A 20,906-nucleotide genomic window follows, 5' to 3' on the forward strand; every position below is an offset into this window, starting at 1 on the left:
CCACACCGCTCCACACCGCCAGACCCCCGAAAGCCGAGGAGAACCCGCCCGTGCCCCGAACCACCCTCCGGCGGGGAGCCGTCGCCGCCCTGTGCGCGGCGCTGCTGCCCGTCGTCCCGGCGGCCACAGCGGCCGCCGCGCCCAGACCTCCGGCCCCGCCCTCGGACGCGAAGCTGGCCCGGGAGCCGGCCAGGCACGACCTGACCCGTGAGCAGTTCTACTTCGTGCTGCCCGACCGGTTCGCCAACGGCGACACCTCCAACGACCGGGGCGGCCTGACCGGGTCACGGTCGGAGACCGGCTACGACCCCACGGACAAGGGCTTCTACCAGGGCGGCGACCTCAAGGGCCTCACTCAGCGGCTCGACTACATCAAGGGCCTCGGCACCACCGCGATCTGGCTCGCGCCGATCTTCAAGAACCGCCCCGTCCAGGGGACCGGGGAGAACGCGTCGGCCGGCTACCACGGCTACTGGATCACCGACTTCACCCAGGTCGACCCGCACTTCGGCACCAACGCCGACCTGTCGAAGCTGATCGACAAGGCCCACGGCAAGGGCATGAAGGTCTTCTTCGACGTCATCACCAACCACACCGCCGACACCGTCGACTACGCCGAGAAGAAGTACGGCTACAAGCCCAAGGGCGCCTTCCCGTACCTCGACAAGGACGGCAGGCCGTTCGACGACAGCGCGGGCATGGCGGAGGTGGACGCCGGCTCGTTCCCGTACACCCCCGTCACCACGGGGAAGAAGGTCCCCGCCTGGCTCGACGACCCCACGATGTACCACAACCGCGGCGACTCGACCTATGCCGGCGAGTCCACCGAGTACGGCGACTTCTCCGGCCTCGACGACCTGTGGACCGAGCGCCCCGAGGTCGTCTCCGGCATGGAGAAGATCTACGAGAAGTGGGTCCGCGACTTCGACATCGACGGCTTCCGCATCGACACCGTCAAACACGTCGACCTCGACTTCTGGACGCAGTGGGCCACCACCCTGGACGCCTACGCCGCCCGGCACGGCCGCGACGACTTCTTCATGTTCGGCGAGGTCTACTCCGCCGACACCGCGATCACCTCGCCCTACGTGACACGGGGCCGGCTCGACGCCACGCTCGACTTCCCCTTCCAGGAAGCCGCCCGCCAGTACGCCTCCCAGGGCGCGCCCGCCTCCAAGCTCGCGGCCGTCTACGGTGACGACTACCGCTACACCACCGACAAGGCCAACGCCTACGAGCAGGTGACCTTCCTCGGCAACCACGACATGGGCCGGATCGGCACCTTCCTGAAGCAGGACAACCCGAAGGCCGACGACGCCGAACTCCTCGCCCGCGCCCGCCTCGCCGACGAGCTGATGTTCCTCGGCCGCGGCAACCCGGTGATCTACTACGGCGACGAGCAGGGCTACACCGGGGCCGGCGGCGACAAGGACGCCCGCCAGCCGCTCTTCGCCTCGAAGACCGCCGACTACCTCGACGACGACCAGCTCGGCACCGACCGCACGCACGCCGTCGACGCGTACGACACGGAGCACCCGCTCTACCGCTCCATCGCGGCCCTCTCGAAGCTCACCGAGGAGCACCCGGCCCTGCGCGACGGCGTGCAGACCGAGCGCTACGCCAAGGACTCCGTCTACGCCTTCTCGCGTACGGACCCGAAGCGCCCGTACGAGTACGTCGTCGCCGCCAACAACTCCGCGCAGGCGCGGACCGTCGAGCTGGCCACCGAGTCCGCCGGCATGGACTTCCGTACCGTGTACGGCGGTTCCGGAAACGTCCGCAGCGCCGCCGACCGCACGGTCAGCGTCACCGTGCCCGCGCTCTCCAGCATCGTGCTCCGCGCCGACAAGCCGCTCGGCACACCGGCCACCGAGCCGTCGCTCACCCTGAAGGCCCCGGCAGCCGGAGCGACCGGCACCGTCGAGCTCACCGCCGACGTGGACGGCGGCGGGCTCGACCGCGTCGTCTTCGCCGCCCAGACCGGCAACGGGAAGTGGCGCACCCTCGGCTCCGCCGACCACGCCCCGTACAAGGTCACCCAGCACCTGGACGACTCCGTGGCGGCCGGCACCGTACTGCGCTACAAGGCCGTCGTCGTCGACCGGGCCGGACGCACCGCGAGCGCCCTCGCCTCCACGACCGCAGGGCAGGCCCTGCCGGCGCCCAAGCCCGTCGCCGTCGCACGCGACCACGCCCTCGTCCACTACAGGCGCGCGGACGGCGACTACGCGGGCTGGCAGCTGAAGTCCGGCGGGAAGAGCGCCGACTTCATCGGCCGGGACGCCTACGGCGCGTTCGCCTGGATCGACCTCGACGAGGGTGCCTCCACCGTCCCGTACACGGTCGAGAAGGCCGGTACCGCCGACGGCCCGCAGCGCACGATCGACCTCGCGCGGACCGGACAGGTCTGGGTCGAACAGGGCAAGGAGGGCCAGGCCACCGAGGCGCCCGAGGGTGCCGAACCGCCGCAGGACACGTCGAAGGCCGTCCTGCACTACCACCGGGCCGACGGGAACTACGACGGCTGGGGCCTGCACACCTGGACCGGGGCCGCTTCGCCCACGGACTGGGCGAAGCCGCTGCAGCCCGTGAAGACCGACGCCTACGGCGCCACCTTCGAGGTCCCGCTCACCGAGGGCGCCACCTCGCTCAGCTACATCCTCCACAAGGGTGACGAGAAGGACCTGCCCAGCGACCAGTCCCTGGACATCGCCACCTACGGGCACGAGGTCTGGATGCTCGGCGGAAAGCCCGGATACCTGCTTCCGCAGGCGGGCGGCGTACCCACCCCCGACCTGACCAAGGCCGAGGCCCAGTGGATCGACGCGGACACCGTCGTCTGGAAGGTGAAGGCCACCGACGCCACCAGCCAGCAGTTGGTGTACGCCAGGGACGGCGGCATCTCCGTCGTCGACGGCGCCCTGTCCGACGAGGGGCAGTGGCTGCGGCTCGGCGCGACGGAACTCACCGCCGCCCAGAAGGCGAAGTACCCGCACCTCAGCAGCTACCCGGCGTTCACCGTCGACCCCCGTGACCGGGACAGGGTCCGCGCGTCCCTGCGCGGCCAGCTGATCGCCACCCAGCGCGCCGCCAACGGCGCCCTGCTCGCCGCGACCGGGGTGCAGACCGCGGGCGTGCTGGACGACCTGTACGGGTCGAAGGCCGCCGGCACCGCCCTCGGACCGGTCTTCCGCCACGGCCGGCCCACCCTCTCCGTCTGGGCGCCCACCGCCCGCACGGTCTCGCTCGAACTCGGCGGGAGGACCGTCCCCATGCGCCGCGACGACCGCACCGGCGTGTGGTCCGCCACGGGCGACCGGGGCTGGAACGGCAAGCCGTACCGCTACCAGGTGACGGTCTGGGCGCCCAGTGTCCAGAAGATGGTCACCAACAAGGTCACCGACCCCTACTCCACCGCCCTGACCACCGACTCCGCCCGCAGCCTCGTCGTCGACCTCGACGACCCGGAGCTGGCGCCGCGCGGCTGGTCCGGACTGAAGAAGCCGGCGGCCGTCCCGCTGCGCGACGCGCAGATCCAGGAGCTGCACATCCGCGACTTCTCGATCGCGGACCCCACGGCCAAGCACCCCGGCGGGTACCTCGCCTTCACCGACACCCGTTCCGACGGCATGAAGCACCTCAAGGAGCTGGCGGACTCCGGCACCGGTTACGTGCACCTGCTGCCCGCCTTCGACATCGGCACGATCCCGGAGAAGAAGTCCGACCAGCGGAAGCCGGCCTGCGACCTGTCCGTGTACGCCCCCGACTCCGAGGAGCAGCAGGCCTGCGTGGCGAAGGCGGCCGGCAAGGACGCCTTCAACTGGGGCTACGACCCGCTGCACTACACGGTTCCCGAGGGCTCCTACGCCTCCGACCCCGACGGCACTCAGCGCACCGTCGAGTTCCGGCAGATGGTCCAGGGGCTCAACGGGGCGGGCCTGCGGACCGTCATGGACGTCGTCTACAACCACACCGTCGCCTCCGGCCAGGACGACAAGTCCGTCCTCGACCGGATCGTCCCCGGCTACTACCAGCGCCTCCTGGAGGACGGCACCGTCGCCACCTCCACCTGCTGCGCCAACACCGCGCCAGAGAACACCATGATGGGCAAGCTCGTCGTGGACTCGGTCGTCACCTGGGCCAAGGAGTACAAGGTCGACGGCTTCCGCTTCGACCTGATGGGACACCACCCCAAGGCCAACATCCTCGCGGTCCGCACGGCACTGGACGAGCTGACCCTCGCCGAGGACGGCGTCGACGGGAAGAAGATCATCCTGTACGGCGAGGGCTGGAACTTCGGTGAGATCGCCGACGACGCCCGCTTCGTCCAGGCCACCCAGAAGAACATGGCCGGCACCGGCATCGCCACCTTCTCCGACCGGGCCCGCGACGCCGTGCGCGGCGGCGGCCCCTTCGACGAGGACCCCCGCGTCCAGGGCTTCGCCTCCGGCCTGTACACCGACCCCAACAGCTCACCCGCCAACGGCACCGAGGCCGAACAGAAGGCCCGGCTGCTCCACTACCAGGACCTGATCAAGGTCGGCCTCACCGGCAACCTCGCCGACTACACCTTCACCGACACCCAGGGCCGTACGGTCAAAGGATCGGCCGTCGACTACAACGGTGCCCCCGCCGGATACGCGGCCGCCCCCGGTGACGCCCTCGCGTACGCCGACGCGCACGACAACGAGTCCCTGTACGACGCCCTCGCCTTCAAACTGCCCGCCGGCACCCCGGCGGCGGACCGGGCCCGCATGCAGGTACTCGCGATGGCCACCGCGGCCCTCTCGCAGGGACCCTCGCTCTCCCAGGCGGGCTCCGACCTGCTGCGTTCCAAGTCGCTCGACCGCAACTCCTACGACAGCGGCGACTGGTTCAACGCGCTGCACTGGGACTGCCGCGACGGCAACGGCTTCGGCCGCGGGCTGCCGCCCGCCGCCGACAACCAGGCCAAGTGGTCCTACGGCAAGCCGCTGCTCACCGCACCGGCCCTCACCCCCGGGTGCGCCGACATCACCGGCGCGTCCGCCGCGTACCAGGACCTGCTCACCCTCCGGACCGGCGAGAAGGACTTCTCCCTCGCCACGGCGGAGCAGGTGCAGAAGACGCTGTCCTTCCCGCTCTCGGGCACGAAGGAGACACCGGGGGTCATCACGATGCGCCTGGGCAAGCTGGTCGTGGTCATGAACGCCACCCCGCGGGCCGAGAGCCAGCGCGTCCCGGAGCTGGCGGGCACGGCGTACGCGCTGCACCCCGTGCAGGCGGCGGGCTCCGACCCGGTCGTGCGCACGGCGTCGTACGACGCCGCCACGGGCGGCTTCACCGTCCCGGGCCGCACGGTCGCCGTCTTCACCCGGCGCTGAGGCACCGTCCACCGGCCGGCCCCGGCTCCGCACCCCCACCGGGGGACGGAGCCGGGGCCGGCCGGTCCGTACGGCGGGACTCCCTTGTGCGGCCGGTGCCGATCACGTAAAGCTGAGCGCGACACCCGACCGGCGTCGGCCCCGCCGGCGTCCGTCCCACAGGCGTCGGCCCGACCGACGTCACCCCGCACCCAGGAGCGCATGATGCCGCAGATCACCGTCGACTACTCCGCCGAGCTCGACGACGCCTTCGACCGCCGCGGCTTCGCCCTCGCCCTGCACCCGCTGGTCGCCGAGACCGTCACCACGAAGGTCCCCAGCTGCAAGACCCGCTTCCGCCGGGTCGAGGAGTCCGTCGTCGGGGACGCCCCGGCCGGCGACGCGATCGTGCACGTCTCCATCGGCCTCCTGGCGGGCCGCACCCCCGAGATCAAGGAGCGGCTCACCGAGTCCGTGCTGGAGCTGCTGGCCGGACACCTGAAGCCCACCGGCGGACTCGCCGTCCACGCCTCGGCCGAGACCCGCGACCTCGACCCGTCCTACCGCAAGAGCTGACGAGCTCGCGTACGTCACTGCGGCGGGACGGCCCCGACGGCGGGCGCCAGCACGGAGAGCCGCGCCAGCAGATCGCCGAACGGCCCGTCCGCCGGCTCCTGCGCGAGAACCCGCAGCACGATCTCCGCCATCTCCTGGTCGTACGCGGCACTCACGGCGGCCAGCGCCGCGAAGTCGTGGACCAGCTGCAGTTCCAGCTCGGCGCGCGGAACGCGCTTCCCGTCCAGCCACAGCAGGGCCGTCGACTCCGCCAGCGACACCCAGGACCGCACGACCAGCTCCAGCCGGGCGGGCGGCGACTCCACCCCGAGGTGCGCGACGATCTGCGCGTACGCCGCCTGCCGCACCCCGTCGATCAACGCGTCGGCCGTCGAGGAGCCGCCGGCCGGACCGCCCCGCAGCAGCGCCGCGAAGCCCGGTCCGTGCTCCTCCACGAAGCCGAAGAACCGGCCCATCACCCGCAACAGCCGTGCCCCCAGAGGCCCTTCGTGCGGCTCCAGGAAGCTGCCGGCCAGCTCGTCGGCGGCCCGCGCCAGCGCCGCCTCGTACAGGCTCTGCTTCCCCGGGAAGTAGTGGTAGACGAGCGGACGCGAGATACCGGCGGCGGCCGCTATCTCGTCGATCGACACGTCGTCGGGCGAGCGGCGGCTGAACAACTCCAGCGCCACGGCGAGCAACTGCTGCCTGCGCTCGTCGACGCCCATCCTCCGCCGCGCACCGGTCGTCATACCGACAGCCTAACGGGACGGGCCAGGCATCCGGGCCCAGGTCAGCGCAGGGCCCGGACCCGTCTGCCGTCCGCCAGGACCCCCTCCAGCCGGGCCCGGTCGCCTGCCCGGGCCGGCACCGCGAGCAGCCGTCCGTCCGCCCGGCCGCGGACCCCGCCGGTCGCCGAGAGAGACGCGAACTGCCGTGATCCTGCGGCGAGTACGTACCACCGCCCGCCGTCCGACCTCCACAGCACGCCCGCCAGGACCCGCGGCCGGCGTCTCCCGCAGTCGGGGGAGTCCTCGGCGCGGGCCGCGACCGCCGCCGGGGCCCGCACGCCGCCCGACACCTCGGGCGGCGCCTGGAACTGCGCCAGCACCCTGCTCCCCGTACCCCGCCACGTCTCGGCCCGGGTGCACAGCCACAGTGCGGCACCCTCGCCCTCGGGGAGCCGCTGCTTCGCGTACGCCCAGGAGTTCACCGACCGGACCCCGTGCGCACGCACCGCCGGAAGGAGACAGGCGGTACGCGCCCAGCTCGCCCGGTCGGCCGGGCCCGACACGTCGTGCGGGGCGGACGGCGGGCCCGAGGTGAGGCGGGCGGGCGTGAGCTCGCCCAGGTCCGTCAGCAGCCGGGCCCCCGAGGCGTCACGTACCTCCAGGGCCGGCCAGGAGCGGCAGCCGCCGGAACTCCCCGGCCCGGTCGACGCCTCGGTCACCCCGTGCGCGTCCCGGCGCAACGGCCGCGCCGGGGCCTGCGGCGCCAGCAGGTCGCGTACGGCGGCCCCGCGCACCCAGGGGGCGGTGAGAAAGCGGATCCCGCCGCGTCGCTGGACCACCAGGGCGCTCGCGGTCACCTCGTCCGCGCCGTCCACGCGGGCGAAGTCGAGGGCGACGCTCCCGGCCGGATCCGCGTTGCGCGGCTCCGCGTAGCGCACGACGCGCAGCCCGTCGTGGAACAGGACCACCGCCGCACCGCCGACCTCACCCGCGAACAGCAGCTGCGGGGGGCCCATCGGCGGTCCGACGGGTGTCCCGGGGGCCGCCGAGGAGTCCACCGCCGGGCCGGGGCGGGCCCACGTGGCGAGGGCGCGGCCCAGCAGCCGGGTGTCCCCGGCCCGGTCGCCCCGCGTGGGCCAGACGGTGAAGTCGGTACGGGCCGAGCTGCGCCAGAAACCGGCCGGAACCCGGAGCAGCGCCTCCGGTTCCAGGGCCTGTTCGGCGGCGGGATGACGGGAGTAGAGAGGCGCGGAGGCAGCCTGCGGGCCGCCCAGGCCGTCGCCCGGCGTCAGGAGCAGCGTCCCGCAGACCAGAAGCGCGGCGCACCCGGCGGCGAGGGTGCGCGCGACCCGTCGGCGGCGCGCCGGATCGGCCGGCCTGACCTGCAGCGAACACGCGTCGAACTCCGGCGACGACAGGAGCCGGTACGGGACCGGGAGCGCGTCGGCCTCCCGCAGCGCCGCCTCCGGCCCGGCCACCCCTGCCGCGCCCAGGATCCGGCACACCTCCGGGTCCCCGAGCCCTTCGAGCCCCCGCAGCACCTGCGCGGCCCGGCAGGGGCCCGAGACCTCGGCCAGGGCCTGCTCCAGGGCCAGCTCCTCCGCCCCGCAGGAGTGCGGGAACAGCCGCAGCCCCCACACCTGGGGCAGCGAGGGGGGCAGCTGCGCCCGGCGGGGCCGGGCGAACCGGCGCAGCGGAAGCCCCGCCTCCAGGGCGGCACGCACCACCCGTAGCCGCGCACAGGCATAGGCCCGCCCGCCGTCCACCGAGAGGGACGAAACCCCGGGGGCTTTAGAGGCTTCAGGGGCGGCGGAGGCGCCCGGGGTGTCCCGAACCCCCGGCGCCACCGAGGCCGGGCCGAGGGCCCCCTGCTCCAGGCGGTGCGCCCCGCGCAGGGACCGCTGGACGAGCCAGTGGGCGGTCAGGACCCGGCGGTTGCGCCCGAGGGAGGGAGGCAGGATGAGGTATCCGATCCTGACCAGCCGCGCGTAGTGCTCCATGAGCGCGGCCTCGGCCCGCTCCGCACCGGCCCGGTCCGCACGGGGGCGTCCGGCTGATGACGGTACTGCTCGCAGTGAGGGCACATTCAGCTGAACGAGCGAATGGTGCGATGGTCACCCCGGCGCACCCCGCACGACCGGCTCCCTGCCCGGGGAGTCCCGCCCCCCGTGCCCTCGGGCCCGTGCCTCCGGAACGTCCGGCCGGTCAGCCCCGGTCGAGGTAGGCGAGTACCGCGAGCACGCGGCGGTTGTCGTCGTCCGAGGGCGGCAGGCCGAGCTTCCCGAAGATGTTCGAGGTGTGCTTGGCCACCGCCCGCTCCGTGATGACCATCTGCGAGGCGATCGCCCCGTTCGAGCGGCCCTGGGCCATCAGCTCCATGACCTCGCGCTCCCGGGGGGTCAGCCCGGCCATCGGCCTGTCCTGCGACCTCCGGGAGAGCAGTTGCGAGATGACCTGCGGATCCATCGCCGTACCGCCCGCCGCCACCCGGCGCACCGCGTCGATGAACTGGTCCGCGTCGAACACCCGGTCCTTCAGCAGGTAGCCGATGCCGCCGTTGCCGTCGGCCAGCAGCTCGCGCGCGTACAACTGCTCCACGTGCTGGGAGAGCACGAGCACGGGGAGGCCGGGCCGGGCGCGCCGGGCGGCCAGCGCGCACTGCAGACCCTCGTCCGTGTGGGACGGCGGGAGCCGGACGTCGACGACGGCGACGTCCGGCTCCAGATCGGCCAGGGCCCTGGTCAGTTCGGGCCCGGTCTCCACCGCTGCCGCGATCTCGAAGTCGTAGGCCTCGAGCATGCGCACCAGGCCGTCGCGGAGCAGGAAGAGATCTTCGGCTAGGACAACGCGCAAGGGATCTCCATGGTCACCATCGTGGGGCCGCCGGCAGGGCTGCTGACGGCCAGTACGCCGTCGAATGTACCCAGTCGGCGTTCGATTCCGCTCAGCCCCGAGCCGGCCCCGACCGCCGCACCGCCCTTGCCGTTGTCCGTGACGGAGACCCGCAGCATGCCCTCGGCGTGGTGCATGTCCACCCAGACGCGGTCGGCGCCGGCGTGCTTCACGGCGTTCGTCAGGGCCTCGCTGACGGCGAAGTACGCGGCCGACTCGACGGGTGCCTCGGCCCGTCCCGGGAGGTCCACCGACACCTCCGTGGCGAGCGGCAGCCGCAGCGCCAGGGCCCGCACCGCGTCTCCGAGCCCGCGCTCGGCGAGGACCGGCGGGTGGATGCCCCGCACGAGGTCGCGCAGCTCGGTGAGGGCCTCGGCGGACGACTCCCGGGCCATGGCCAGCAGCTTCTTCGCCTGCGCCGGGTCCTTCTCGACCAGGGCCTCGATGGTGCCCAGGTTCATGCCCATGGCGACCAGCCGGGCCTGCGCACCGTCGTGCAGGTCCCGTTCGATGCGCCGGAGTTCGGAGGCCGCCGTGTCCACGGCCTCGTGCCGGGTCTCGGTGAGCCGGTCGATGCGCTGGGCGAGCTCCTGTTCGTGGGTGGGGGCGAGTACCGCCCGGGCGAGTACGAAGTGCAGCCTCAGCAGCGGCCGGGTCGTCCACGGGACGAGGACGAGGAGTACGAGACCGAGGGCCCCCGCTGCCAGTGCGGACGCCTGGCCGGTGACCGGGACGAAGCCGTACCAGTACGTGTCGTCGCCGAAGGCCCGCCAGAGCCCCGCCGTCAGGGCCAGCGCCTCCACCGGATACACCACCAGCGCGAAGGCCAGGGCCAGCAGTGCGTAGCCGGCCGTCATGTCGACCAGCAGCCACCGCAGGTCCCGCCACGTCGCCGGGTCCTTCAGCAGCAGCGTCGTGCGCTCCACCTGCCCGGTGAACCCGGTGCGCAGATCCGGCGGGAACGGCCGGTAGGCGGCCGGGATACGGACGTCCGACCAGGCGGCCGCCAGTCTCCGGCGCCGGTCCGCGTGGTCGCGGACCGCCCCCAGGACCTTCGGAGTGGTGACCAGCCCCACGCCCAGCAGGACGAAGGTGATCGAGAGCAGCGACAGGACGAAGAGGGTGACCGACCCCGCGAGGCTCACGAAGGAGAGGCCGAACGCCCGCCAGGCGTCCAGCAACGAGGCCCTTACGCGGCCCCGTATCGCGCGTGTCGCGGTCATGTTGTCTTCTTCCCTCACCAGGATCCGGCGGATCCCGTCCGGCCCCCAGTCTGACCCGCGGGACCGTCCGGCCGGCAGCCGGTTCACCACCCGGCCGGGGTGTACCTGGCACCACCCCCGCGGACTCTCCCCGCGTCCCGGGTGGCTGCGGCGGGAGGCCCCGGGACCCCGGGCCTCCCGCTGTGCCTACGTCAGGGCGTGTACTTGTAGCCCACGCGCCGTACGGTCTGGATCGACCGCCGGTGCTCGGCGCCCAGCTTGCGGCGCAGCCGGGCGACATGGACGTCGACGGTGCGTCCGTCGCCCACGTGCCCGTACCCCCACACGGTCGTGACCAGCTGGTCCCGGGTGTGTACCCGGTGCGGATGCGCCACCAGGTGCGCCAGCAGCTCGAATTCGAGATACGTGAGGTCGAGCGTGACGCCGTCGACGGCGGCGGTGCGCCGGGTGGTGTCGATGCGTACGGGGCCGTCCGCCGCAGTGTCCGCGGTCTGCTCCGGCACCGGCTGCCCGTACGCGGAGGAGGCGGCGGCCCCGGCGAGGGCCGGCTGCTGGTCGGCCGGGACGAGGACCAGGTAGCCGACCATCGGCGGCCGGCCCGGCAGCGCCGGCAGCGTGTGCTGCGGTGCGGGCAGCCAGGTCGCCCCCGGCGGCAGGAAGCCGAGGGCTGCCTGCCCGCCGGCGGGCTCCAGGACGTCGTCACGGTCGACGGCCCGCAGCCGGTGGCGATGGGCGGAGAGGGAGGTACGGGAGGTGGTGGCCGCGGCGGACGCGGCGGGAAGGGTACGGCTGTTCGCCATGGGAGTCAGCTCTTTCGCGCGAGGAGTCGTCGAGGACGTACGTCGTACGCGCGGGCCGAAGACCGGGGTGAGCGGCTTTAGAGGGCCTGCGCGTTCCACGCGCGGCAACACACCCGGTCGAAGTCGTGGTGCTGACGAGAGGGCCAGAACGGCTCGAGGTCGCTGCGACCCGATGCGGTGTACTGGAAGCCGACCATGGGCCCATTGAAGCAGACAACGCGGCCCGGCAGCAGCCTTCTCCCACCTGTCGGTACGGCAGGCCGGCGCCGGAACTCCCCGTCAACGGCGGCGGGGTGCCCGCCGGAACGTCTTCCGGTGGGCACCCCGTCGGTCCTCGGGCGGGATCAGACCTGGCCGGCCTTCTCCAGCGCGGTGCAGCAGGTGTCGACGATCAGCCGCGTGACGACGTACGGGTCGACGTTGGCGTTCGGGCGGCGGTCCTCGATGTAGCCCTTGCCGTCCTGCTCGACCTGCCACGGGATGCGGACGGAGGCGCCGCGGTCGGAGACGCCGTAGCTGTACTCGTTCCAGGGGGCGGTCTCGTGCAGGCCGGTCAGGCGGTCGTCGATGCCGGCGCCGTAGTGCTTGACGTGGTCCATCGGCTTCGAGCCCTCGCCGAGCGACTCGCACGCCGTGATGATCGCGTCGTAACCCTCGCGCATCGCCTTCGTGGAGAAGTTGGTGTGCGCGCCCGCGCCGTTCCAGTCGCCCTTGACGGGCTTCGGGTCCAGCGTCGCGGAGACGTCGAAGTCCTCGGCGGTGCGGTACAGCAGCCAGCGGGCGATCCACAGCTGGTCGGAGACCTCCAGCGGGGACAGCGGGCCCACCTGGAACTCCCACTGGCCGGGCATGACCTCGGCGTTGATGCCGGAGATGCCCAGACCCGCCTTCAGGCAGTTGTCCAGGTGCTTCTCGACGATCTGACGGCCGAAGATCTCGTCGGAGCCCACCCCGCAGTAGTAGCCGCCCTGCGCGGCGGGGAAGCCGCCCTCGGGGAAGCCCAGCGGGCGGTGGCCGTCGAAGAAGGTGTACTCCTGCTCGATGCCGAAGATCGCTTCCTGGCCCTCGAACCGCTCGGCGACCGGGCGCAGTCCGGCACGGGTGTTGGACTCGTGCGGCGTCATGTCGATGTTGAAGACCTCGCACAGGACGAGGACGTCGTCACCGCCGCGGATGGGGTCCGGACAGGAGAAGACCGGCTTCAGGACCCGGTCGGAGGCGTGGCCCTCGGCCTGGTTGGTGCTCGAACCGTCGAAGCCCCAGATGGGCAGCTCCGCCACGCCCTGCGAGGGGCTCCCGGCCATGATCTTCGTCTTGGAACGGAGCTTGGCGGTCGGCTCGGTGCCGTCGATCCAGATGTACTCAGCCTTGAACGTCACGGAAGCCATCCTTTGCGGGTGCTGCGGTCTATGGTGCGCAGCTTGGCAAGACGCGATTTCCCGTCCGTTGCCCTGGTGTGAACCCCGTGTTACCGCTGTTTCCCCGGGGTGTCCGACCACATGTGCCCACCGCCCGCAGGCCTCTCACCACGCGGCGCACTGGATACGGTCCGGCGCGCGGCACGGCCGCGGGCGCGTACCCGCCGGGACCCGTGCCGCCGACGGGGAGCGGGCACACTGGCGCCATGACCACACCTGCCGCACCCACGCCCGGACCGTGCCCCCGTACGCAGATGCGGATCGGACTCCTCGGCGCGGGCCCCTGGGCGCGCATGACCCAGGCCCCCGCGCTCGCCGCCCACCCGGGCGTCGTACTGAGCGGGGTCTGGGGCCGCCGGCCCGAAGCGGCGGACGCACTGGCCGCCGCCCACGGTACCCGCGCCTACACGGGCGACGCGGGCATCGGCGCGCTCCTGGACGCGAGCGACGCGGTGGCCTTCGCGGTGCCGCCGGACGTCCAGGCACCCCTGGCCGCGCGTGCCGCGGCCGCCGGGTGCCACCTGCTGATGGACAAACCGGTCGCCACGACGGTGGCGGCGGCCCGCGAGGTCGCCGAGGCCGCCGAGCGGGCGTCGGTCGCCTCCGTGGTCTTCTGCACGCTTCGGTTCGCCGGGGGCACGGCCGGGTGGATCGCCGAACAGGCGGCAGCGGGCGGCTGGTTCACCGCCCGCGCCCTGTGGCTCGGAGCGCTGTACGCCCCCGGTACGAGCAGTGAGTTCGCCGCGTCGCCCTGGCGCCGCGAGAAGGGCGGCCTGTGGGACGTGGGCCCGCACGCGCTCTCCGTCCTGATCCCGGTCCTGGGCGAGGTGACGGAGGTGGTGGCCGCTCGCGGACCGGCCGACGCGACGCATCTGCTGCTCCGGCACACCTCCGGGGCCTCCAGCACGGTGACGCTCGCCCTGGACGCGCCGGTGGGCGCGGTGGGCACGGAGGTCGAATTCCGGGGGGAGCGGGGGACGACGGCCCTGCCCGAGGGTGGCGGGGACGCGCTCGGGGCGTTCGGGGCGGCCGTGGACGCGCTGATCGACGCGGCGCGTACGGGGGTGGCGCACCCCTGCGACGTACGGTTCGGGCTGCGGGTCACCGAGGTGCTCGTCGGGGCCGAGGCGCAACTGGGACCGGTGACGGCCGCCTGACCCACGCTTCCCCGCCGCCGCACTGCCGCCGGGGCAGGGCGCCCGGCCGTCCGCCGGGTCGGCCGTGGCGGGAGCTCCGGCCGGCCCGCAGTCCGGGGTGGCGCATCCCTGCGACGTGCGGTTCGGGCTGCGGGTCACCGAGGTGCTCGCCGGGGCGGGCGGTTCCCGCCGGGGCTTCATTCCGCGGTCGCCCCGGCGAGCGCCGTGTACGCCCCCCGCAGGAACCGCCGTACGGCCGCCGCCTCCCGGTCGTCGAAGGTCCTCAGCAGCTCCACCATCGCGGCCAGGGTGGGACCGAAGAACTCCTGCCCCAGCTCCACGGCCCGAGCGTCCACCGTGAGCAGCACCTGGCGGCGGTCACGCTCGTCGCGGCTGCGGGTGACATGGCCCAGGCGCTCCAGCCGGTCGATGAGAGCCGTCGTCCCCGCACTGTTGAGACCGAGCTGCGCCCCTAGCCGGCCGGCGGTCGCCGGGGTGCCCGCGCGGGCGGCGTCGAGCAGACAGATCAAGGCCCGCACGTCCGTGGGGTGCATCCCGTGGCGGGCAGCGAACTCCGCCTGACGCAGACCGAATTCGATCGTCACCCGGCGCAGGAGATGAACGGTGTCCATCTCCGCGCCCCGGTCCGCCGGGGAACCGCCCGCTGTGTTCACGCCCCCATATTACCTCGCCCAGCGAGATAATATGGGGGCGGGAGGTACACATGCGCACACCGGATCCCGAGGACCTACACCGGTTCTTCGCTGCCTACGACGCCGTCCTGACCGGCCACTGGCCCGCCGCGACCATCCCCACCGACATCCCCACCCCGTACGGCACCACCCACCTCAACAGCTGCGGCCCCGAGGACGCCCCGCCACTGCTCCTGCTGCCCGGCAGCGGCGCCACCTCCACGGTGTGGTTCGCCCAGGCCGCCCGCCTCGCCCGTACCCACCGCGTCCACGCCGTCGACCTCGTCGGCGAACCGGGCCGCAGCACGGTGGGGGACCGTCCGATCCGCACGGCGGCCGACCTCACGGACTGGCTCGACGCGGTTCTGGACGCGCTGGGCGCCGGGAGCGCCGCCCTCTGCGGCCACTCGTACGGCGCGTGGATCGCCCTCCGGTACGCCCTGCACGCCCCCCGGCGCGTCGGACGGCTGGTCCTGGTGGACCCGACCGGATGCTTCGCCGGTTTCCGACCCGGCTACCTGCTGCACGCGCTGCCCGTGCTTCTGCGCCCGACGGAGCGGCGGACCCGCGCCTTCCTGGCCTGGGAGACGGGCGGCGCGGAGTTCGACCCGGCCTGGGCCCGCCTGCGGGACGCCGCTGTGCGCTTCCCCGCCGCCCGCCCGGTCACCGGCCCGCGCCCCTCTGCCGAGGCGCTGCGAGGACTCGACGTACCCACGCTCGTCCTGACGGCGCGGCGCGGCCGGGCGCACGACGCCACCCGCGTCGCCGCCACGGCGGAACGGCTGCTCCCGTCCGCCGAGGCCGCGACACTGGACGCCACGCACCACTCACTGCCGCTGCACTCCCCGGAGGCGGACGAACTCGCCCGTCACATGGAGGACTTCCTCACCGCCCCAGTGCGTCCCGGACCGCCTCGTCCGTCCGCGCGACCACGGCGCTCCCGTCCTGCGCGGTGATGATCGGGCGCTGGATCAGCTTCGGGTGCTCGGACAGCGCCGTGATCCACCGCTCACGCGCACCGTCGTCCTTCGGCCACTCCTTGATCCCCAGTTCCTTCGCCTCCGCCTCCTGGGTCCGGGTGATGTCCCACGGCTCGAGGCCCAACCGGTCCAGGACGGCGCGGATCTCGTCGGCGGACGGCACGTCCTCCAGGTAGCGGCGGACGGTGTACTCGGCGCCCTCGGCGTCCAGCAGGTCCACCGCGCTGCGGCACTTCGAGCAGGCGGGATTGATCCAGATCTCCATGGGGCCCAGGGTACGGGAGGGACTCCCGAAATGGCCTCTGGCCAGGGGTGATTGTCAGTGGTGGGCAGTAGAATGGAGGCAGTTCGTGAGGGTTCCACCACCGTGCCAGGAGGTTGCCGATGGCCGTTGCCGCAGTCACGACCGAGCCGCTCAACACGCCCCTGAAGAAGAAGAGGCTCCCCGCGGGCCGGCCCCGCGAGTGGTACGTCTCCCACAACCGCCGTCTCAAGGCCATGCGCCTGGCGATCGCCCTGCTCGACACGGGCGTCTACCAGCCCTCGACCGCCGACAACGCCAGGATCCGCGCGACCGCCGACCGCCTCGCCATCCACCCGCCGTCCGACACCACCTGCCGCATGGTCCGCGCCCTGATCCGCTACGGCCGCTGACCCACGCCCGCCTGTGCCCCCGGGACCGCCGGGGGCACAGGCGGTCCCGGCTCCGCGTGGCCCCTGCGCCGCCACCACCGCACCACCGCCGGCCCCCAGGGGGCGACGGCAAGGAGGAGGAGCAGCGAGGCCCACGGCACCCGCCACCAGCCCGGCACGCCCGCGGGCGGTGGGGACGGCGCCGGGGCGACCCAGGGCCGCGCCGTCTTCGACCAGGCCAGGAACGCGTCGCCGACCGGCAGCAGCCCGAAGGCGTACCGCTTGGTCCAGGGTGTACCGACCGGCAGCCCCAGCAGCTCGCTGTGGTTCGCCAGCGCGCCGGCCAGCGGCGCGTCCCCCTCCACCTGTGCCGCCCCGAGCGTGACGACGGTTGCCGACAGGCTCACCCCGAGCGGCAGCGGCCCGGAGTCGACGTCCGCCGGGCCGTCCACGCCCTTCGGGTACTCCCGTACGGCCGGCCCGAGGCCCAGCGGGGTGGTGACGTACAACCCCCGGAAGCGCAGGTACTGTTCGCGGGCGAACGCCGGGTCGATGTCCACCAGGAACCGCTGGATCATGCTCTGCGAGGTCCCGCGGGCCACCTCCACCGGCTCACCCGTCATCACGTCCACGCGGTGCGGGAGCAGCCCCGTACGGGGATCCAGCCGCTCCCGCACGGCGTCGAGCCATCGTGCGGCGGTCCCGGCGAACCGCTGCGGCCGCAGGGTGTCGTGCAGCCGCAGCGAGGCCACGGCCACGGTCGAGTCGACCGGCCACGCCTGCCCGGGGTAGGCCGCCAGGAAGGGCGTCCGGGACGCGTCGAAGGCGGCCCCGAGTGCGGCGGAGTCCTCGTCGAAGCGGCGCACCTCGGCGGGGTCCCTCGCCCCGGCGGGCTGCAGCGCGAGTACGGTGCCCCGCAGCCAGTTGGTCCACCCGCGGTAGAAGACCCCGTACTCCGGGACGAGCGCGGGGCTGAACGGTGCCCGCCCGGCCCCGGACTCCAACCGCCCCAGCGCCCAGCGCGCTTCGAGCAGCGCCTCGCCCCGTGCCTCCCCCTCGGGCAGCCGCATCCCGGACTCGGCCCGGCCCAGCCCGTACAGGACGTGCAGGAAGAAGTACCCCTCGGGAAAGAGCTCCTGCGCCTCGTCCCCGGCCCCGGCGTCCAGCGCCTGCCGTACGAAGGCCAGTTGACGCGCCACCCCGGGCGGGTCGCCCTCGGGACCGGCGGTCGCGGGCACGACGAGCCGCACCGTCCCGAGGACGGCGCAGCAACTGACGAGGACGGCCACCACCCGCCCGGCACGGCGCAGGGCCCGACGCGTGAACGACTGTGAGCGCGGCATCCGCCGATGGTAGAACGCGCCGCCGTCACCGCCGCGGGAACGGGGCGTCATCGACTTCCGGACGACGAGGAAGGCCGTGCTCACCGATTCGTCCGGCACCACCGGGCCGGCGGGGTCGGCACCCTCGCGGTGGTCCCACGCGGCGCCGTCGTGCAGCGGCTCGGCAGTCACGCTGGTGTGCGGACTCGGTGTGCCGGCGCCCGCGCGGTGCTCACTGCCGGTACGGGGCGCCCGGGGGCCGTCGGCCCGGGTCCCTCCACGCTCCGCACGACGGCGCCCGCACCCGTGAGGCGGTCCGCCCGGGACGCGTCACGACGCCGCGACCACCCCACCGGGAACCTGTCGCTCCCTCGGCCGTACCCCGACTGTCAGAGGCGCGCAGTACGGTCGCCCGATGGCAGCCATGATCGACCTGACACTCGACAGCGCGGACACGCAGGTTCTCGCCGCTTTCTGGAAGACGGCTCTGGGCTATGTCGACGAGCCCCCGCCCGCCCCCTTCGCCACCCGTGAGGAGTGGTTCGCGCAGTTCGACCTGCCGGAGGGCGACTCCGTGGACGACGGCGCGTGGCTCTGTGATCCCGACGGCGTCGGCCCGCGTCTGTGCATCCTCAAGGTCCCCGAGCCCAGGACGGCGAAGAACCGGCTTCACATCGACGTCCGGGTGCCGGGACACGGCAGTCCCGACGAGCGGTGGGCACGGATCCGGGCGGAGTCCGAACGCCTGGTGCGGGCGGGCGGGACCGTCCTGGAGAGTTTCGACGGACACCATGTCCTGATGGCCGATCCGGAGGGCAACGAGTTCTGTGTCGGCGCGGCCCCGGCGTGAGGGGCGGACAGGCACGAGGCAGGCGGCCCACCCGCGCCTGAGGGCGGCCCTCTCCGGGCACGGGGCCCGGAGAGGGCCGCCCGGACAACGCATGAGGGCCGCTGCCCCGGCTCGGGACAGCGGCCCTCACAGGGATTCCTAGAGGTCGAAGTACAGCTCGAACTCGTGGGGGTGCGGGCGCAGCTGGATCGGGGCGATCTCGTTCGTGCGCTTGTAGTCGATCCACGTCTCGATCAGGTCGGGCGTGAACACGCCGCCGGCCTGGAGGTACTCGTGGTCCTGCTCCAGGGCGTCGAGAACGGCCGGGAGGGAGGTCGGGACCTGCTGGACGCCGGCGTGCTCCTCGGGAGCCAGCTCGTAGAGGTCCTTGTCGATCGGCTCCGGCGGCTCGATCTTGTTCTTCACGCCGTCCAGGCCGGCCATCAGCAGGGCCGAGAACGCCAGGTACGGGTTGGACGACGGGTCCGGGGCGCGGAACTCGACGCGCTTGGCCTTCGGGTTGGAGCCCGTGATCGGGATGCGCATCGCGGCGGAGCGGTTGCGCTGCGAGTACACCATGTTGACCGGCGCCTCGAAGCCCGGGACCAGGCGGTGGTAGGAGTTCACCGTCGGGTTGGTGAAGGCCAGCAGCGACGGGGCGTGCTTCAGGATGCCGCCGATGTAGTAGCGCGCCATGTCCGACAGGCCCGCGTAGCCCTGCTCGTCGTAGAACAGCGGGGAGCCGCCGGCCCACAGGGACTGGTGGACGTGCATGCCCGAGCCGTTGTCGCCGAAGATCGGCTTCGGCATGAAGGTCGCGGTCTTGCCGTTGCGCCAGGCGACGTTCTTCACGATGTACTTGAAGAGCATCAGGTCGTCGGCCGCGGCGAGCAGCGTGTTGAACTTGTAGTTGATCTCGGCCTGACCGGCCGTGCCGACCTCGTGGTGCTGGCGCTCGACCTGGAGGCCGTTCTTGTCCAGCTCCATGGAGATCTCCGCGCGCAGGTCGGCGAAGTGGTCGACCGGCGGGGTCGGGAAGTACCCGCCCTTGTAGCGGACCTTGTAACCCCGGTTGTTCTCGACCGCACCGGTGTTCCAGGCGCCGGCCTCGGAGTCGATGTGGTAGAAGCTCTCGTTCGCCGACGTCTGGAAGCGGACGTTGTCGAAGACGTAGAACTCGGCCTCGGGGCCGAAGTAGGCGGTGTCCGCGATGCCCGTCGAGGCGAGGTAGGCCTCGGCCTTCTTGGCCACGTTCCGCGGGTCACGGCTGTACTGCTCGCCGGTGATCGGGTCGTGGATGAAGAAGTTGACGTTGACCGTCTTGTCGCGGCGGAAGGGGTCGACACGGGCCGTCGACAGGTCGGCACGAAGCGCCATGTCGGACTCGTGGATGGCCTGGAAGCCGCGGATCGACGAGCCGTCGAAAGCCAGTTCCTCGGCCGGGTCGAAGGTCGCAGCCGGGATCGTGAAGTGCTGCATCACACCCGGCAGGTCGCAGAAACGGACGTCGATGAACTTGACGTCGTTGTCGGCGATGTACTTCTGCACTTCGTCGGCGTTCTGGAACATCCAACTCCTCCTACTCCCGACCCGGGAAAGGGCGGGGTTGCAGCTCGTTGTGCGGCCAGTGCGGTGGCACACCGGCCCCGACCATAGGCAGCCAGGATTTCTCCGGCGTGACCCATTTGTTTCGCCCAAGTTAACCGGGCCGGGGTTCGGTGGCACCTCAGCGACGTCTCCGGTGCCCCGCGCGTCCGGGCGCAAACGTGGGCGCAGTACCGTGGACGGGTGGACAACAGGCAAGCAATCGGATCGTGGCTCTCGGGCCCGCGCGCGGCGGCCGAGGACATGGGCGCCGACTTCGGTTACCGGGGCGAGCGTCTCGGTCTGCCCCGGGAAGGCCCGGGCTCGATCGCTCCGCTCGGCCGGCGCTTCGGGGCCCTCTTCATCGACTGGGCCGCCTGCATGCTGATCGCATACGGGCTGATCGCTCGGGGTGACCAGCAGTCGGCCGGGAACTGGGCGCTCGGCGTCTTCCTCGTCCTGAGCCTGCTCACGGTAGGAACCATCGGGTCCACCCCGGGCAAGCGGATCATGGGCCTGCGGGTCGTCGCCGAGGACGGCGGACGGCTCGGCACGGTGCGGGTCCTCCTGCGGACCGTACTGCTGCTCCTGGTGATCCCGGCCCTGGTCTGGGACCGCGACAGCCGCGGCCTGCACGACCGGCTGGCCCACGCCGTCCAGGTGCGCATCTGACGTACGGGGCCGCGTCCGCCGGCTGCGGCGGACGCCCCGGACACGCGGGGCGGACGCACCGGACGGCCGCACGCGCCGCGGCGTACGCGGACCGGGCCGG

The 20,906-nt window shown here is 72.8% G+C and carries 17 protein-coding genes; 7 read left to right on the forward strand and 10 right to left on the reverse strand.

Annotation, left to right across the window (positions count from 1 at the left end; translation table 11 throughout):
- The first annotated feature begins 50 nt into the window (after window positions 1-50).
- Together pulA and ACH4VO_RS19170 are read left to right on the forward strand one after the other, a co-directional pair.
- On the forward strand, window positions 51-5,363 hold the full coding sequence (gene pulA / locus ACH4VO_RS19165; RefSeq protein WP_360992932.1) for a pullulanase-type alpha-1,6-glucosidase: 5,313 nt from the start codon (window positions 51-53) through the stop codon (window positions 5,361-5,363).
- A gap of 204 nt (window positions 5,364-5,567) precedes the next feature.
- A complete protein-coding gene (locus ACH4VO_RS19170) occupies window positions 5,568-5,918 on the forward strand; it encodes a 5-carboxymethyl-2-hydroxymuconate Delta-isomerase (RefSeq protein ID WP_360992929.1) in 351 nt (116 codons plus the stop codon).
- A gap of 14 nt (window positions 5,919-5,932) precedes the next feature.
- On the opposite strand, the gene ACH4VO_RS19175 is transcribed toward ACH4VO_RS19170, so the two are convergent.
- From ACH4VO_RS19175 to glnII, 6 genes are all read right to left on the reverse strand, one after another.
- A complete protein-coding gene (locus ACH4VO_RS19175) occupies window positions 5,933-6,646 on the reverse strand; it encodes a TetR/AcrR family transcriptional regulator (RefSeq protein ID WP_360992926.1) in 714 nt (237 codons plus the stop codon).
- 41 nt (window positions 6,647-6,687) lie between these two features.
- The gene (locus ACH4VO_RS19180) at window positions 6,688-8,709 is read right to left on the reverse strand and encodes a hypothetical protein (RefSeq protein WP_398441017.1); all 2,022 of its coding nucleotides are present in this window, start codon (window positions 8,707-8,709) and stop codon (window positions 6,688-6,690) included.
- A gap of 121 nt (window positions 8,710-8,830) precedes the next feature.
- Window positions 8,831-9,478 (reverse strand): response regulator transcription factor, encoded by a 648-nt coding sequence (locus ACH4VO_RS19185; protein WP_360992920.1) that lies wholly within the window; start codon window positions 9,476-9,478, stop codon window positions 8,831-8,833.
- A complete protein-coding gene (locus ACH4VO_RS19190) occupies window positions 9,463-10,740 on the reverse strand; it encodes a sensor domain-containing protein (RefSeq protein WP_360992916.1) in 1,278 nt (425 codons plus the stop codon). The genes ACH4VO_RS19185 and ACH4VO_RS19190 overlap by 16 nt, the downstream gene beginning before the upstream one ends.
- Window positions 10,741-10,931: 191 nt before the next feature.
- Window positions 10,932-11,540 carry a winged helix-turn-helix domain-containing protein gene (locus ACH4VO_RS19195; RefSeq protein WP_360992913.1) on the reverse strand — a complete coding sequence of 203 codons (609 nt, stop codon included), beginning with the start codon at window positions 11,538-11,540 and terminating at the stop codon, window positions 10,932-10,934.
- 344 nt (window positions 11,541-11,884) lie between these two features.
- The gene (gene glnII / locus ACH4VO_RS19200; protein WP_360992910.1) at window positions 11,885-12,919 is read right to left on the reverse strand and encodes a glutamine synthetase; all 1,035 of its coding nucleotides are present in this window, start codon (window positions 12,917-12,919) and stop codon (window positions 11,885-11,887) included.
- A 245-nt stretch (window positions 12,920-13,164) separates the two neighbouring features.
- Between glnII and ACH4VO_RS19205 the strand changes: the two genes are divergently transcribed.
- On the forward strand, window positions 13,165-14,115 hold the full coding sequence (locus ACH4VO_RS19205) for a Gfo/Idh/MocA family protein (RefSeq protein WP_398441020.1): 951 nt from the start codon (window positions 13,165-13,167) through the stop codon (window positions 14,113-14,115).
- Window positions 14,116-14,291: 176 nt separating this feature from the next.
- Here the strand turns inward: ACH4VO_RS19205 and ACH4VO_RS19210 are convergent, their stop codons facing one another.
- Window positions 14,292-14,726, reverse strand: a complete 435-nt coding sequence (locus tag ACH4VO_RS19210; RefSeq protein ID WP_360992951.1) for a MarR family transcriptional regulator — start codon at window positions 14,724-14,726, stop codon at window positions 14,292-14,294.
- A gap of 92 nt (window positions 14,727-14,818) precedes the next feature.
- Between ACH4VO_RS19210 and ACH4VO_RS19215 the strand changes: the two genes are divergently transcribed.
- Complete coding sequence (locus ACH4VO_RS19215; RefSeq protein ID WP_360992907.1) at window positions 14,819-15,742, forward strand: alpha/beta hydrolase; 924 nt, start codon at window positions 14,819-14,821, stop codon at window positions 15,740-15,742.
- Here ACH4VO_RS19215 and ACH4VO_RS19220 read toward each other — a convergent pair.
- Complete coding sequence (locus ACH4VO_RS19220) at window positions 15,672-16,031, reverse strand: arsenate reductase family protein (protein ID WP_360992904.1); 360 nt, start codon at window positions 16,029-16,031, stop codon at window positions 15,672-15,674. The two genes, ACH4VO_RS19215 and ACH4VO_RS19220, sit on opposite strands and share 71 nt — an antisense overlap.
- Before the next feature lie 119 nt (window positions 16,032-16,150).
- Here ACH4VO_RS19220 and ACH4VO_RS19225 point away from each other — a divergent pair, with 119 nt between their 5' ends.
- On the forward strand, window positions 16,151-16,420 hold the full coding sequence (locus ACH4VO_RS19225) for a hypothetical protein (RefSeq protein WP_360992901.1): 270 nt from the start codon (window positions 16,151-16,153) through the stop codon (window positions 16,418-16,420).
- On the opposite strand, the gene ACH4VO_RS19230 is transcribed toward ACH4VO_RS19225, so the two are convergent.
- Window positions 16,408-17,913: a hypothetical protein gene (locus ACH4VO_RS19230; RefSeq protein ID WP_360992898.1), complete on the reverse strand. Its 1,506-nt coding sequence runs from the start codon at window positions 17,911-17,913 to the stop codon at window positions 16,408-16,410. The two genes, ACH4VO_RS19225 and ACH4VO_RS19230, sit on opposite strands and share 13 nt — an antisense overlap.
- 223 nt (window positions 17,914-18,136) lie before the next feature.
- On the opposite strand from ACH4VO_RS19230, the gene ACH4VO_RS19235 reads away from it, so the two are divergent.
- The gene (locus ACH4VO_RS19235) at window positions 18,137-18,571 is read left to right on the forward strand and encodes a VOC family protein (protein ID WP_360992895.1); all 435 of its coding nucleotides are present in this window, start codon (window positions 18,137-18,139) and stop codon (window positions 18,569-18,571) included.
- A gap of 138 nt (window positions 18,572-18,709) precedes the next feature.
- Here the strand turns inward: ACH4VO_RS19235 and glnA are convergent, their stop codons facing one another.
- Window positions 18,710-20,119: a type I glutamate--ammonia ligase gene (gene glnA / locus ACH4VO_RS19240; protein WP_360992892.1), complete on the reverse strand. Its 1,410-nt coding sequence runs from the start codon at window positions 20,117-20,119 to the stop codon at window positions 18,710-18,712.
- A gap of 219 nt (window positions 20,120-20,338) precedes the next feature.
- On the opposite strand from glnA, the gene ACH4VO_RS19245 reads away from it, so the two are divergent.
- Entirely contained in the window at window positions 20,339-20,806 is a 468-nt protein-coding gene (locus tag ACH4VO_RS19245; protein ID WP_360992889.1) for an RDD family protein, read from the forward strand.
- Window positions 20,807-20,906 lie beyond the last annotated feature (100 nt).

Origin of the sequence: Streptomyces sp. NPDC020780 (assembly GCF_044334475.1) — a bacterium.
Lineage (GTDB): Bacteria > Actinomycetota > Actinomycetes > Streptomycetales > Streptomycetaceae > Streptomyces.

What these genes read in the sequence shown, in the direction of transcription:
- ACH4VO_RS19170 (WP_360992929.1), top strand. Translation starts at nt 5,568, where the DNA reads ATGCCGCAGATCACCGTCGACTACTCCGCCGAGCTCGACGACGCCTTC.
- ACH4VO_RS19175 (WP_360992926.1), bottom strand. Translation starts at nt 6,646, where the DNA reads ATGACGACCGGTGCGCGGCGGAGGATGGGCGTCGACGAGCGCAGGCAG.
- ACH4VO_RS19190 (WP_360992916.1), bottom strand. Translation starts at nt 10,740, where the DNA reads ATGACCGCGACACGCGCGATACGGGGCCGCGTAAGGGCCTCGTTGCTG.
- ACH4VO_RS19195 (WP_360992913.1), bottom strand. Translation starts at nt 11,540, where the DNA reads ATGGCGAACAGCCGTACCCTTCCCGCCGCGTCCGCCGCGGCCACCACC.
- ACH4VO_RS19205 (WP_398441020.1), top strand. Translation starts at nt 13,165, where the DNA reads ATGACCACACCTGCCGCACCCACGCCCGGACCGTGCCCCCGTACGCAG.
- ACH4VO_RS19210 (WP_360992951.1), bottom strand. Translation starts at nt 14,726, where the DNA reads ATGGACACCGTTCATCTCCTGCGCCGGGTGACGATCGAATTCGGTCTG.
- ACH4VO_RS19215 (WP_360992907.1), top strand. Translation starts at nt 14,819, where the DNA reads ATGCGCACACCGGATCCCGAGGACCTACACCGGTTCTTCGCTGCCTAC.
- ACH4VO_RS19220 (WP_360992904.1), bottom strand. Translation starts at nt 16,031, where the DNA reads ATGGAGATCTGGATCAATCCCGCCTGCTCGAAGTGCCGCAGCGCGGTG.
- ACH4VO_RS19225 (WP_360992901.1), top strand. Translation starts at nt 16,151, where the DNA reads ATGGCCGTTGCCGCAGTCACGACCGAGCCGCTCAACACGCCCCTGAAG.
- ACH4VO_RS19235 (WP_360992895.1), top strand. Translation starts at nt 18,137, where the DNA reads ATGGCAGCCATGATCGACCTGACACTCGACAGCGCGGACACGCAGGTT.
- glnA (WP_360992892.1), bottom strand. Translation starts at nt 20,119, where the DNA reads ATGTTCCAGAACGCCGACGAAGTGCAGAAGTACATCGCCGACAACGAC.